A 13,231-nucleotide genomic window follows, 5' to 3' on the forward strand; every position below is an offset into this window, starting at 1 on the left:
AAGTAGTATCCTATACCGAAGTTAACGAGTGGGCAGAAAGCGATCGATCTTGTAAGCCGTCTTGACCGCAAACCCTTCCGCATACGGAATCAGCTTCCGCTGACCTATCAGCGCGTCTCTGGACTTCACACGTTCCACATACCCCTGATTCAGTGGAGTCGCAACCACATCCGATCCAACAGAGGCTTGTCCAAATTGAGACTTATAACAATTGAGCGATCGTTCCTTCAGTTCATATTGTTCCGTTACATCTACGATTAAATCCGGGGTCACCCAGTCATTTATGAAATAGAAGAACAAATCTTCCACCTGTATTGGCGGCTCCTCAGGCATATAGCGCCGAAGCTTGGCGTTGAACACCGCCTCTTCAACCAGCTTGCTGCAGGCAATATGATCCGGATGTCTGTCCTCCCAATAAGGAGCAAAAACAATGCGCGGTGCGAAAGCCCGGATCTGTGCCGTAACTAAGGCTACATTCTCCGGGGTCAGGAATAGACCCCGATCCGGCAAACCGAGGTTACTGCGCACAGTTAGTCCGAGAACCTCTGCAGCGGCGCCAGCTTCTTTTTTTCTCAGCTCCACCGTACCGTTTGATGACATCTCCGCCTGGGTCAAATCACAAATGCCTACCTTGAGGCCTGCTGCTGTATGCTTAGCAATGGTGCCCGCCATGCCGATTTCCGCGTCATCGGCATGGGCTCCGAAAATTAAAATATCCAGCTTCTCGTTCATTTGTTCACTCTCGGCTTATGCTGCTCGACAAGCTCGCGCCATCCAAAGTCGCCGCGGTCAAGAGCGCGAACTAAAATTTCTGCAGATGCCACATTGGTAGCCACCGGAATGCCGTGCACATCGCACAAACGGAGCAGTGCCGTAATATCAGGTTCATGGGGCTGAGCCATTAACGGATCGCGCAGGAAGATCACCAGATCCATTTCATTCTGGGCAATAAGCGAGCCGATTTGCTGGTCGCCTCCCAGCGGTCCGGAAAGGAAACGATGAATTTGCAGTTTGGTTTGTTCCATAATTCGCATACCGGTAGTTCCAGTTGAGTACAGCTTCTTGTCTGCGAAAACATGTTCATAGGCAATGACAAAGTTAACTAGTTCCTCTTTCTTACGATCGTGTGCGATAAATGCTACATTTAACATGCCCGATAACCTCCATCTATTCTACAAAATGCTCAAATCCATATACCATTCCGCTCAAATCTCTAACCTTCTTGACCGCTAGGTTCACACCCGGCATATATCCTGCCCGGTCATACGAATCGTGCCGAATCTTAAGCGTCTGTCCAAATCCGCCAAAAATAACCTCCTGCTGAGCGAATACACCCGGCAGACGCACGCTGTGAATACGAAATCCGTTATAATATCCGCCGCGGGCGCCTTCGATCGTTTCTTCTTCTCTTGGGTTACCCTGCCTTAGCTCCTCACGGTGCTCTGCAATCCATTCTGCGGTCTTAACGGCAGTTCCTGATGGGGCATCCAGCTTCTGATCTCCGTGATATTCAATGATTTCAAGATGCGGAAAATACTTTGCAGCCTGGGCCGCAAATTTCATCATCAGAATGGCGCCAATCGAAAAGTTCGGGGCGATCAGCCCTCCGACTCCCTCTTCCTTGCAAAGCTTGTCCAGATCTTCAATCTGCTCAGGTGTAAACCCTGTCGTGCCCACCACAGGACTTACGCCCAGCCGAATCGCCAGCTCCGTATTGGTATATGCGGATTGAGGGATCGTAAAGTCGACCAGTACTTGAGCGCCGCTTTCTCTCAACGACTTCTCAAGCCCTTCGGTCACCTTTACCCCACAATCCGCAAGTCCAACCAGGGACGAAGCATCGACACCTAATTCGGATCGACTTACCGCTGCGACAAGCTCAAGCTCGGGGTCTTCCAGCACCATCCTTACAACTTCTTTCCCCATTCTTCCGCCCGCTCCTGCAACGGCTACCTTAATTCTGTCTGCCATCATGATCCCTCACAATTCTCTGCTTTGATGTTTGATTCAAATTGTTCTTAAAACGCTGCTCCATCTTCTTAAGCTCGACAGCGGCATAATCATCCTGCAGGAGAGCCGAAGCTTCCCACACACAGGCAAGTGCCTGGTGGAAATGCCCTAGCTCCCCATATGCCAGCGCGAGCCAAACATGTATATTAGCCGATAAAGGATCCAGCTTCACCGCCCTTTCGAGCAGGTCTGCTGCCTCCTGGGCAGTTTGGGTATCATCATCCTGGCGCTGCTGAAGCAAATGTACTGCTCTGCGGGTTAAATCTTTGGCTTCAAGCCGCTGATAATGTAGAATATAAACCTGCTGATTCGGAGAAAGCACTATGGCTCGTGCCGCATGCCGGATCGCCTTATCAAGCTTGTCACTGCGGGCATAGGTAATCGACAAGCGATAATGAAGCTCCCCGTTCTCGGGTTCCTCCTGTATAGCCCGTTTGAACCAGCGAATTGCCTGTTCAAAGTCGTTGGCCAAAATGCTTTGATAAGCCATTTGCATATAGTCTTCCGCTCTCATCTGCCATCCTCCTTTGGGTAGGCTGATGATACAGCATATGAAACCTAATACTAAAGGGTGTCCTTTTTCGTCCAGCGGTCCTTGTCCCGTGTGTTAAATTTATGCATAACCTTGTCGTGCGCTTCCGTCAGATCAATACCTAAGGAATTTGCAAAACAAATCGTTATAAACAGAATATCTCCAAGCTCAAGCTCAATCGAATTGTCAGCTTCGTCCGGTTTTTTGGGCTTTTCACCGTATATGTGATTGACCTCGCGGGCTAATTCCCCGACCTCTTCGCTCATGCGGGCAAGCATGGTCAGCGGGCTGAAGTAGCCTTCTTTGAATTGTGATATGTAAGCGTCCACTTCTCGCTGCAGCTCTGCAAGCGACTTCTCTGCCATGCGTATCCACCCCTTTATATATGTTCTATTTTGTTCCAACCCTATGTTATCGTAAAGCAGATTTGAAAACAAATCCTTTTTTATTCTACGGTAAAAAAGGTATACTAAAAATGCTTTTTGATTTTCCACGAATCACCAGTAACTGAAAAGAGGGAGATTATGATTTCATCAAGGCTGATGAACATGCTGAAAACAGCGGTGCCTATCTTGCTGGGAACCGCTGTCTACGCATTTGGATTGCTATATTTTATTATCCCCAACCAGCTCATGGAAGGCGGTGTGACCGGTATTACCGTCCTGCTCAAATATGCGTTTGGCCTCTCGCCATCCATAACCACACTGGTCCTTAACATTCCGCTATTCATTGTCGGCTGGAAAATGCTCGGAGGCAAACAGATTATATATACCGGCATTGGAATCGGTTCGCTCACTTTTTTCTTATGGTTCTTTGAGGTCCTTATAGAAAAGGGCTGGGTCCAACCATTTCAGACAGAGCATGACTACATTCTCGCATCGCTTTATGCTGGAATAACACTAGGGGCCGGGCTTGGACTGGTCTTCCGCTTTGGCGGCACAACCGGCGGTTCAGACATCATCGCCCGCATTCTCAACCGCAAATTTGGCTGGAGCATGGGTCAAGTCATCCTTACTCTCGATGTGGTGATCATCGGCATTTCTCTGTTTTTTATCCCCCTTGAGAAAATTCTCTACACCCTTGTAGCTGTGTACATTGCTTCGAAGGTCATTGATTTCATTCAAGAAGGGGCTTATGCAGCTAGAGCTTTCACGATAGTAAGCGACCACGCAGAGACGATTGCGGAGCTGATCACCAGCGAGATGGACCGGGGGGTCACACTGATTCCGGCCATTGGCGCTTACTCCAAGCAAGGCAAGCATGTTGTCTACTGCGTTGTATCGAGACAAGAAATCCGCCGGCTAAGCGGGCTGGTTAAATCAGTCGACCCCCGCGCTTTTATGGTGATCAATGATGTGCATGACGTTCAGGGTGAAGGCTTCCGTGAAGAATAGCCGCCTGAAGCAGGCGGCTAGATTGGCCGGATTCTTTTCTCGGCATCATATTTCCGATAGGCTGTATAAGCTAAGGCTATTCCTATTCCCCCTCCAATAAATAAGGTCCAAATCCATGGATTACTGTATCCTTTAATTGGAAGCATCACTGTAGTCTCTTTAGCTTTGCCAAACAAGGCAGCTATCACCCCTGTTCCCTGCTCGGCTATCCCTGTCATCTCATCAGAGCTTCCCTTCTCGAATTGCTCACTCACCGCCTCTAGGCGAGAAACCCAAGCATCCACCATCGAGATTTCTGAAGGTTCCCTTACAATGACAGCAGCCGGACGAATCCGTTCATAATGAAGCTTGAAGGACCGGACCGCACTGGCCACTTTCTCACCGCTTCCTCCCAGACTCGCCTGTCCAATTTTCTCCAGGTCGTCAGTTAGGATCTTATAATATTGCTGCCAGAGCGCTCCCTTGGAATGAGCGAGGCTGTCTGCTGCTAGACGCAGCCGGGCGGATGATTCCTCCAAAGCTTCCATAGAGGGGCTCGCCTTAGTAAGCTCTAACCGCGCATCCATGACGCATTCAGCCAAGGCATGAATCCCCTCCACCTGGGTAAGCCCTTCATAAGACAAGGCTTTGAAATGCTGCAGCACCTTCTGAATTGACTCCAGTGCCTTCACCAAATCTTGGCTTGTCACATGCTGATAAAATTCCTCTGCAGCCTGATCCAAAGCATCTGCTTGGCGCTGCTGTTCCTCTGTTGGTTTCTCCGCTGCGTAGACACTGCCATTTACTGTTACCAGCAGAGAGATCAGCAAAGCTAGCGTAGAAATGGCGGCCCTCCAAAGGCGCCGCCACCATTGATTTCCGTACATGGACATCCCTCCCTAACAGAGTGTATGCAAGCTGTTAAAGGGTTAGAATGCCGCATGCCTTGTCATCTTCTTCTCGCCTGTTTAACTGCAAGCCAAGTCGCGAGAATGCTGAACACTGTGAGTCCGAAAGTAAAATTCTGAACACCGATCAGACGGGATTCCAGTTGGACCGGAAGCCAGGGATATACTCCGTATGTATAATCTACTGTATCATTTAGCAGAGTCCAAAGGCCTGCCGTCATAATCATCCAGCTGCCAACGTGGAAAAAGCGTACAAACAGCAGCGCTTCTATCGCCATAGCCAAATGGGAAATCGTCAGCATTCCATCTTCCCACACTAATACATCCCCGTAATGCTGGCCCGCGAATATAATGGAGACTGCCCAAATTCCATATTTGACACTAGTAACTACTCCAAGGCCCTCAATTAAGGAACGTATGCCATACCAGTGTCCGATCTTGTTTTCAAATAGAAGAAATGCCAGGGAGAGTGTGAAGAACAAGCTGGCAGTAGGACTGTCAGGCACAAATATTACCGTCCATAATGGATAATGAAGTACCGTATCTTTCAGCTGAGATCCATACCAAACATATCCATACACCGTTCCCAATAAATTTGCGCCGAACAGCAGCCAGAGAATAGGCTTGCTTAATAGAAAACGCCTGCTAATTAAATAAGGTGCTCTCATGATCGTCTCCTTCTCTATCTCGCCTACTTACTTTGTCCATTATATAGGCCTTCCAGTAAACAGGCAAAGCTTCCAGGGAGGGACAAAAAAAGAAATGCCTTTTGGCATTTCTTCATGTCTCCAAAGCCTTCAGTTCATCCGTCAGAAGTCGGAAAGCCACCTCGTCGCCTTCTGCCAATGCGTTGTCGATTTCGCCGTATATTTTCTCTGCGCGGTGTTTACGCAAAGCCTCGTCCCAAATCATTTCCGCCGCCAGGGCCAACATCACTTCATAAGTAACTTTCATTTTATCCATAGGATGCACCTCCAAGCTTAATATGGTTATTGCCATCGCTTCTCATAGTTACTTCCTAAAGTCCGGCTCCTGCCGAGCCTGACAAATCACTTCAACCGCAGCCCTTCCGGCTGCAGTCATTCGTACAATCATACCTTCCTGTTCATCTTCCCCTATTCTGATCATTCCCAAATGCAGCATCATCTTGAGGATTCGCTCCTGGAAGATAGATTCAGGTGTATCATAATAGTAGGGATTGATGAACCGCTCCATGGCCACAAACAGCGAATTCGCGGATACCCAGCCTTTGCTGCCTCGATCTATCCAATATACAAGCGATAACAAATTAGGTATGGGCCCTTTATAAAGTCTTAACCAAAAGCGAATTAACTGTATCAATGGTTCCCGTCTTTCTTCTGCAAGAACGGTCTGGCCAGCTGAGGTCACAGCAAGTATACCGCCGCGTTCCTCGATCCATCTCCGGTAAGTAGCGTAATCATACAGAAATGCCAAACGGCTAGGGTAATCCTTAAACTTGCGCCCGTATCCGAACCGCCAGCCTGACCTTCCAAGCAAAGGTTCAGACACATGTAGCTTGTCCATAATCTGGGTCTGATATCTCCGGTACATCGCGCCTTCCGCATTCAGCACAATCTCATGGCGGTGAATATAATCGATCAGCAAGAACAAATCTTCCGAAGCTTGGATGGGCTCCTCGCGATAGGCAGCAGGGGCCTGTACCCGCTTCAAATCCATGAGCATTCGCTGCTCCAAGCCGGTACGAAACCCCATTTTCAGATCTTCCGGAAGCTCGAACAGAAATCGTTCATTTGTAGACCTTCCCGTAAACAGCCAGCCCTTTTGCCGAAAGCGGGTTACAAGATCCCTAGGCCTGATTTGGGTCTTGACATCTTGATCGTCAGCACTCCATTTTGCCTGGCTAGCGCATGCGAGCAGCTCCTCAAGACTGAACTGTTTTCGTCCATCAAACAGCAGCGTGTTAAGAAAGCGCAAATCCTCGGTGCCCAGCTCGTCTAGGAGCTCCTCAAAGTACTCGCGCCTGCCCATTTTCCCCAGAATGGTCTGAATCAGCTCATGCTTTGAATTGGTGTTGCACACGCATTTATAGTGATCTGCAATTTTGGTTAAAACTTCGATATCCGCGAAGGTGAGCATCTCAGCCAAGTTCATCATTCATCGCCTCGCCGTTTTAATACCATTATGGGAATTATTACAACTTTTATTCGGTTCAGGGCAAAAAAATAACCCGGGCAAGGCTGCCCGGGAATTAATTATCCAATATTTCTTCGAGATGACGAGTACAGTTATACAGCTTCAGAGCCCACTGTTCATCATCCTTCTCCAGCAAGGTTAATGACAAATTGCCGATCCGTTCTGTATGCTTATCCTGGTACAAGGCGGTATAGAGCTGTGCCAGCAGACCGCCGTGGCTAACAACCAGCACATTCTTATCATCGAATCGCTCCGCAAGATCAGCCATGAACGAAAGAGCTCTGCTCTGCACTTCAGCATCCTTCTCTTGCCCTATTTCATGCCGAGACCACTCTTTGCCCCACAGCGTTTCTCGCTCCTCAGCCGTCAACCCTTCAGCTTGTCCGAAGGAGCGCTCCAGCAGCCGAGAATCGGGATCATATACAGGAATACCCAGCCTGTCGGCGATGATCTTGCCTGTCTCCTCGGCTCGGGAGAGGCCGCTTGTAATCAGAAAGTCCCAGTGGTAAGGTTCCTTCAGAAGTCTATCTGCGAGTCGGGCAGCTTGTCTGCGTCCCTCATCATTCAGGGGAATATCCGTTCTTCCTTGTATCTTGCCAAGAGCATTCCAATCGGTTAGTCCATGTCTTATTAATCCTACAAGCACCCTATAGCCCTCCAAAATAGTTCACGTTGATAGCCGCCCTCATAGCAAACAAGGACAAACATCCTTCGTCCAGGACGTTTGCCCTCCTATTTAATTCCGTAAACGCCGTACCCGTCTCCAAGCGAATAAGGCAAGCCCCATACCAAGCATGGATACAATCATCCAATACTGCGGATATGCCGGGCCCATTCCAACTACGAACGGTTCAATTATCCCGTTGGATACACTGTTCAAATCAAAGGAAACACCGGTTCCAGAAACGCTTTTCTCACCGGCTACAGCAGTTTGAATCAGCCCTGTCGGCGCAGGCTGATCACCATGTAAAGAAGCAGGGCCTGAAGTGAAGTATACCAGAATACTGCACAGAAATACGGCTAATGAGGCCGCGATCCACACCGCCAGCCGTTTGCGAATGCGTCTGTTCGCAGTTACGGCGTCGCCACCTGGAGCAAGCCAAGGGGATTCGGCATAAATACGGTCCATCACATTGCGGTTCACTCGCTCCGCCTGTTCGTCTGTGATCTGAATAGGCATATCCATCAGGATATTCTGGCTTTCCTGCCAAATCTCATACTCCACCCGGCAAGGCTCGCAGCCAAGAAGATGCCACTCAAGCTGCTGCCGGTCCGGATGGTACTTAGGCAAGTCCCAGACCCATCCAAGTTTATCTTGGGCCTCTTTACAATTCATCTGCTTTTCATCCCTTCAAATTGCTCATAGATCGGTTCATAGAAGTAGGGTTCAAGCTGATTCTTCACACTGCTCCTTGCCCGGAACAGTAGAGATTTCACTGCACTTACGCTCTGTCCCAATATATTGGCAATCTCTTGATAATCCAATTGATCGTATTCTCGTAAAATTAATGCGGATCTTTGCTTCTCCGGAAGATTGTTAATGGCTTCCCGGACCATGACTACACGTTCATTACGCAGAATGGCCTGCTCCGGCACAATATCCGGAGGGGCGACTGGGACGTATCCGCTTTCCTCCAAAGGAACACTCCCGCTGCGATGTTTACGAAGCTCACTGAGCACTGTATTTCTTGCAATAGTATAAAGCCAAGTCGAAAAAGAAGCATCTACTTCACGAAATGAGTGCAAACTGCGAAATGCTTTGTAAAATGTCTCTGAACATAGGTCCTCTGCCATTAACTCCAGGTGGGCACTCTTCAGCATATGGTAGACGAAGGCTAAGATCTTTTTTTGATATCGCCGCATTAACTCAGAATAAAGCTCCGTATTTCCTGCTTTAATCTCACGAATCATTTGGGAATCCGTCATTGAAATGCGATCCTCCTCGCCTATTCCATGTCTTCATCCCGTTCGATTGATTTATATATATTTAGACCGAACAGGATATAAAAAGTTTCGGCAATCGTAAAAATTAATAATAATTTGTTAAAATGGAAGCCGCACGCCAAGCACCCCAGTATTATACCATAAGCCTTGGAAGGAAAAAAAGTGCACATTCGTTTCCCCTTAAGCTTCTACAAGGGATTAAATATTAATAAACCACTCTATTTGGGATAAAACGGTACAAAAGCACCATACAAAAAAAGCCAGGCAAGTGAACTGCACCTCCAACTGCTAGTTGATGTCTAACAATTGGAGACAAGTAGTTCAAACCTAGCTGTCTGCGTCCCTGTCACCTGTTACTGGACGGTCACCGCCCCGTCAATAGGGATGGCTGTACCGTTTACGTAAGGAGCTTCATCCGATAGCAGATAGGCTACCGTGACAGCAACAACCGCTCTATTCCCAATGATTATCTAATCTATGGGCAGTCATCTCCAGTCCCTGAGCTCCCATTCACGGTAGAATTGTTCAAGAAATGCTTCCATGAACGCCTGCCTTTCCAGCGCAAGCCGGCGGCCGGCGGCCGTATTCATAAGCGCTGCAAGCTTCAGAAGCTTCTCATAAAAATGATTTACAGCCGTGCTGTTTCCAGACCGATACTCTTCTCTTGTCATCTGTTCTCTTGGCGGAAGTTCGGGGTCAAAAATCACGGTTCCCTTGCTTCCGGCGTAGACAAAAGTTCGGGCAATGCCGATCGCCCCTAGCGCATCCAGCCTGTCAGCGTCTTGCACTACCTCCCCCTCCAATGTCTTCATAGGCGCACCACCGCCCCCTTGAAACGACATGGTTGATATGATGTCCATAATATGAGCTGTGTCTTCCTCGCTTACGCAATGCCCCTCCAGCCAGTCCGCAATGCTTCTCTGCGCTTCCTGCTTATCAGCAACCAACTTCTCATCAGCCAGATCGTGGAACAGAGCTGCCAGTTCACAAATGTAGCCCTTCGCCTCTTCCTGCTTAGCGAGTTTCCCCGCCAGCTCGGTAACCCGGTGAATATGCCACCAGTCATGGCCTGTGCCCTCACCTGTCATCTGCTCACGCACGTAGCTTCGCGCTTCGTTCAGTATCGCTTCCATGTTCATATCAACGCCTCTCTTATGTACCCTCTTCTTCACACACAAAGTCAATACTGGCTAGTAGAAGCATGATTAAGGATGCCAAGAAGAGAAGGAATGGTATAGTATGTTCTGCGATCTTATTCTACAAAAAAAATCTGAGTGCTGCCATCATGACAACACCGCTGACAACGGTTAATGTTAAGCTTCTAGTTTTGATCGCAACCAAAAGTGTAGGTACGATTGCTGCAATATTGTACCAGTCTGGCGCCAAACTGCCATTCGTCTGCTTAAGACAGCCCTGTACGACCAGCGCTGTAAGTATACATACAGGCACATAAGAAAGCCACTTGAGTACGGGAACAGGCAAATTGAGATTTCTAATCACCAGAAAGGGCATAATTCTTGGAATAACCGTGACTAAAGTACAGCCGGCAATGATGATCAGAATCGTCGCATCTATTCTCATTTCTCCGTCACCACCCCTATCGTTGCTACCACAACCGTAGATACAATAACTGCCAAATGCGAAGGCATAAAGAAAGAGAAAATGATCATGGCCAAGACCATGTAAATCACCAAACGCAGGTAATGCTTGAGTTTTGCAGGAATAACGCTTTCCAGCTGTAAAACAAGTAAAGCCAGGAACATAGCGGTCAAGGTAAAATCCAGGCCAAACTTCTCAGGGCTGCTGATCCACTGCCCGCAAACAGCTCCAACCACACTTGAAAGGACCCAACTAAAGTAAGCCGTTATATTCAGGCCGTTCATCCAGCGATCATTGATTGGATCTCCTTTTAGAATTTTGCTTGAAGCCATCCCGAACGACTCATCGGTAACAAGCGCACCAATCCCAATATTCTTAAGCAGCGAATACTTGGTAAAATGAGGAGCAAGTGCCGCGCTAAGAAGAAAATTGCGTAGGTTAACGATAAAAGCAGTTAAAATAATGGCCGAAGTCGGACTGCCCACGGCCAGTAGAGCACACATCATAAATTGAGCTGCTCCCGCGTAGACAAAAGCAGACATCAGTGTAATCTCAGATACGCTCAAGCCAGAAGCCGTCCCCACAACACCTAATGCAATACCGATACTGACATAACCTAATAAGGTAGGTACACAGTCTCTTACTCCTGCTGAAAAGGTTGGAGAGAGTTGCTGCTGCTGTGTAATTTCGAAAGCTTTTACCGAATTCATATCCATCCCCTTATTTCTGTTATATCAAACATTTGTATGTTATAATAAACTAAAATTGTCCCAAGAACAATAGAAGGAGGTTATTTTATGGAGGATATTCAAGCGGTCATCGCCAGAAACCTGGCTAAGCTAAGAAAAAGCAGAGGCCTTTCGCTTGATCAGACTGCGGAGTTGACCGGGGTTAGCAAAGCCATGCTTGCCCAAATTGAGAAGGGTAAATCCAATCCGACTGTATCCACCTTGTGGAAGATCGCGAACGGTCTGCAGGTATCCTTTTCGCTATTTATGAAGGAAGAGAAGCCTGTAATTAAAACAATCAACATCTCTGAGCTGGATTCTATTGATGATAATGATGGGAAGTATAGAGTCTACCCTTTCTTCCCTTACCATCCTGAGAAGAAATTTGAAATTTACATAGTTACATTAGAGCCGGGATGTGTTCATGGTGAGAAAACACATTTAGGCGAGGAGTATATTCTGATTAAGGAAGGACAGCTTACCATCCAGCTTCAAGGAGAAATTTATGTACTCGGCTCAGGGGACGCCATGCAATTTCCAAGCGGGATTCCCCACAACTACTCTAATCTGACTAAAGAGCAGGCCAGCTTTTTCCTGTTAATGCATTATCCGGAGAGTGACGAAATTTAGCATTATACCGCACTAATTACTTTTTCGGACAAAAAAAGACCGCTTACATAAGCGGTCATTGCTCATTTACAGAGCAATCATTATTGGATAGGAGTGGAGAGAAACCATACTGTACTTTTATTATATGTATACGTTTTCATTATGTCAATACTTTTTTTGAGTAGCGCTTTCATTTTTTTGAAAAAAGTTTATCGGGGGCCTTAAGCTTCGCGCCTGGACCCCGATCCTTAGACATAAACCATATACCCTAAAGCCTGAAGCGGCGCTTTCGCCCGTTCCATCTCCTGCTCATTCCGGAAAGAAAGACGCATTAACCCCGGCACATCCTCCCTGCTCTCAATAATCTGGATATTGCTCAGGTTCACCTGATGCGCTCCAAGCTCGGTCGTAATCTGGCCGATAATCCCCGGATGGTCGGGAACATCGATATAGAGATCGAACAATGGCTGAATAGCACCTTTGCGTCGTTCAGGCAGCTCGCTGCGGAATTCTCCTGCCCGTTTGAAGGCAGCTTCAATTCCGTCTCCATCCTGCCGATTCAACAAATCTCTAAACTGCTGAACCTCCTCTGTCCAATCAGCAAGCAGGTCAAGCAGAACCTCTCGATTGTTGAGCAGGATATCCCTCCACACGACAGGATCGCTGGATGCGATGCGCGTTATATCTCTGAACCCGCCTGCCGCTAGAAGTCGGTACAGGTCATTCTTTTGATGGTACCCGCGCACCTGGTTGACCAATGCGACTGCGATGATGTGAGGTAGATGGCTGATCGCACCCACAATCTCATCATGCAGCTGCGGCTGCACTCGAATGATATGTGACCTCGTATGCTGCAGCAATCCCTCCAGCTTGGCATAGGCCTCCTCTGTAGCGTTCTTCGATGGAGTCAGTACATAGTATGCATTCTCAAAGAGCAGCGACGTCGCTGCTTCCACACCAGAACGTTCCGAGCCCGCCATCGGATGTCCTCCGATAAAGTGCGCCTCTGTCATCGTAAGCGTGTTCGCACAAGCTGCTATTGAGGACTTCGTGCTTCCTACATCTGAAATGATGCAGCCTGGCTTCAGCTTGAGACTGCTAAGCTTCTTCAAATAATACTCAAGTGCGCCTACCGGCACACACAAGAATATAAAGTCGGCATCCTGCGCTGCTTCTTCAATTGAGAGGGTGGCATAATCCACAACATCACGCGCTTTAATCCGCTCCAAAACGTCAGAACGGTGGCTGTAACCAACCACCGTCAAATTCGGCTTTCCTTTAAAACATAGCGCCAAGGATCCACCGATCAAACCAACGCCAAAAATGGCTATTTTTGTTGATGTATTCATCATC

At 47.9% G+C, this 13,231-nt stretch carries 18 protein-coding genes; 2 read left to right on the forward strand and 16 right to left on the reverse strand.

Annotated features, from left to right (window positions below; translation table 11 throughout):
* Window positions 1-21: 21 nt before the first annotated feature.
* The 5 genes from bshB1 to DCC85_RS12665 are packed head-to-tail and all read right to left on the reverse strand — an operon-like array spanning window position 22 to window position 2,907.
* A complete protein-coding gene (bshB1, locus tag DCC85_RS12645; protein WP_108465917.1) occupies window positions 22-732 on the reverse strand; it encodes a bacillithiol biosynthesis deacetylase BshB1 in 711 nt (236 codons plus the stop codon).
* Window positions 729-1,151 (reverse strand): methylglyoxal synthase, encoded by a 423-nt coding sequence (mgsA, locus tag DCC85_RS12650; RefSeq protein WP_108465918.1) that lies wholly within the window; start codon window positions 1,149-1,151, stop codon window positions 729-731. The genes bshB1 and mgsA overlap by 4 nt, the downstream gene beginning before the upstream one ends.
* Window positions 1,152-1,167: 16 nt before the next feature.
* Window positions 1,168-1,971 (reverse strand): 4-hydroxy-tetrahydrodipicolinate reductase, encoded by an 804-nt coding sequence (gene dapB / locus DCC85_RS12655; protein WP_108465919.1) that lies wholly within the window; start codon window positions 1,969-1,971, stop codon window positions 1,168-1,170.
* Complete coding sequence (locus DCC85_RS12660; protein WP_108465920.1) at window positions 1,955-2,524, reverse strand: tetratricopeptide repeat protein; 570 nt, start codon at window positions 2,522-2,524, stop codon at window positions 1,955-1,957. The genes dapB and DCC85_RS12660 overlap by 17 nt, the downstream gene beginning before the upstream one ends.
* Before the next feature lie 50 nt (window positions 2,525-2,574).
* A complete protein-coding gene (locus tag DCC85_RS12665; RefSeq protein ID WP_108465921.1) occupies window positions 2,575-2,907 on the reverse strand; it encodes a nucleotide pyrophosphohydrolase in 333 nt (110 codons plus the stop codon).
* 159 nt (window positions 2,908-3,066) lie between these two features.
* Here DCC85_RS12665 and DCC85_RS12670 point away from each other — a divergent pair, with 159 nt between their 5' ends.
* A complete protein-coding gene (locus DCC85_RS12670) occupies window positions 3,067-3,936 on the forward strand; it encodes a YitT family protein (RefSeq protein WP_108465922.1) in 870 nt (289 codons plus the stop codon).
* 17 nt (window positions 3,937-3,953) lie between these two features.
* On the opposite strand, the gene DCC85_RS12675 is transcribed toward DCC85_RS12670, so the two are convergent.
* The 10 genes from DCC85_RS12675 to DCC85_RS12720 form a co-directional block, all read right to left on the reverse strand.
* Window positions 3,954-4,802: a sporulation protein YpjB gene (locus DCC85_RS12675; protein ID WP_159081872.1), complete on the reverse strand. Its 849-nt coding sequence runs from the start codon at window positions 4,800-4,802 to the stop codon at window positions 3,954-3,956.
* Between the two features lie 62 nt (window positions 4,803-4,864).
* Window positions 4,865-5,491: a DUF1405 domain-containing protein gene (locus tag DCC85_RS12680; RefSeq protein WP_108465924.1), complete on the reverse strand. Its 627-nt coding sequence runs from the start codon at window positions 5,489-5,491 to the stop codon at window positions 4,865-4,867.
* 112 nt (window positions 5,492-5,603) lie between these two features.
* Window positions 5,604-5,786 carry an IDEAL domain-containing protein gene (locus DCC85_RS12685; RefSeq protein ID WP_108465925.1) on the reverse strand — a complete coding sequence of 61 codons (183 nt, stop codon included), beginning with the start codon at window positions 5,784-5,786 and terminating at the stop codon, window positions 5,604-5,606.
* Window positions 5,787-5,834: 48 nt separating this feature from the next.
* Window positions 5,835-6,959 carry a hypothetical protein gene (locus DCC85_RS12690; protein WP_325048373.1) on the reverse strand — a complete coding sequence of 375 codons (1,125 nt, stop codon included), beginning with the start codon at window positions 6,957-6,959 and terminating at the stop codon, window positions 5,835-5,837.
* A gap of 94 nt (window positions 6,960-7,053) precedes the next feature.
* The gene (locus tag DCC85_RS12695) at window positions 7,054-7,644 is read right to left on the reverse strand and encodes a histidine phosphatase family protein (protein ID WP_108465927.1); all 591 of its coding nucleotides are present in this window, start codon (window positions 7,642-7,644) and stop codon (window positions 7,054-7,056) included.
* 90 nt (window positions 7,645-7,734) lie between these two features.
* Window positions 7,735-8,334 (reverse strand): zf-HC2 domain-containing protein, encoded by a 600-nt coding sequence (locus DCC85_RS12700; RefSeq protein WP_108465928.1) that lies wholly within the window; start codon window positions 8,332-8,334, stop codon window positions 7,735-7,737.
* The gene (locus tag DCC85_RS12705; protein ID WP_108465929.1) at window positions 8,331-8,924 is read right to left on the reverse strand and encodes an RNA polymerase sigma factor; all 594 of its coding nucleotides are present in this window, start codon (window positions 8,922-8,924) and stop codon (window positions 8,331-8,333) included. The genes DCC85_RS12700 and DCC85_RS12705 overlap by 4 nt, the downstream gene beginning before the upstream one ends.
* A gap of 503 nt (window positions 8,925-9,427) precedes the next feature.
* Entirely contained in the window at window positions 9,428-10,081 is a 654-nt protein-coding gene (locus tag DCC85_RS12710; protein WP_108465930.1) for an HD domain-containing protein, read from the reverse strand.
* Window positions 10,082-10,199: 118 nt separating this feature from the next.
* The gene (locus tag DCC85_RS12715) at window positions 10,200-10,523 is read right to left on the reverse strand and encodes an AzlD domain-containing protein (protein WP_108465931.1); all 324 of its coding nucleotides are present in this window, start codon (window positions 10,521-10,523) and stop codon (window positions 10,200-10,202) included.
* Window positions 10,520-11,251 carry an AzlC family ABC transporter permease gene (locus DCC85_RS12720; protein WP_108465932.1) on the reverse strand — a complete coding sequence of 244 codons (732 nt, stop codon included), beginning with the start codon at window positions 11,249-11,251 and terminating at the stop codon, window positions 10,520-10,522. Before DCC85_RS12720 ends, DCC85_RS12715 begins: the two co-directional genes overlap by 4 nt.
* 87 nt (window positions 11,252-11,338) lie before the next feature.
* Between DCC85_RS12720 and DCC85_RS12725 the strand changes: the two genes are divergently transcribed.
* Window positions 11,339-11,899: a helix-turn-helix domain-containing protein gene (locus DCC85_RS12725; protein ID WP_108465933.1), complete on the forward strand. Its 561-nt coding sequence runs from the start codon at window positions 11,339-11,341 to the stop codon at window positions 11,897-11,899.
* A gap of 227 nt (window positions 11,900-12,126) precedes the next feature.
* Here DCC85_RS12725 and DCC85_RS12730 read toward each other — a convergent pair whose 3' ends face one another.
* Window positions 12,127-13,230 carry a prephenate dehydrogenase gene (locus DCC85_RS12730; protein WP_234414160.1) on the reverse strand — a complete coding sequence of 368 codons (1,104 nt, stop codon included), beginning with the start codon at window positions 13,228-13,230 and terminating at the stop codon, window positions 12,127-12,129.
* Between the last annotated feature and the right edge of the window lies 1 nt (window position 13,231).

Origin of the sequence: Paenibacillus sp. CAA11 (assembly GCF_003060825.1) — a bacterium.
In the GTDB taxonomy this organism is placed as follows: Bacteria; Bacillota; Bacilli; order Paenibacillales; family Paenibacillaceae; genus Fontibacillus.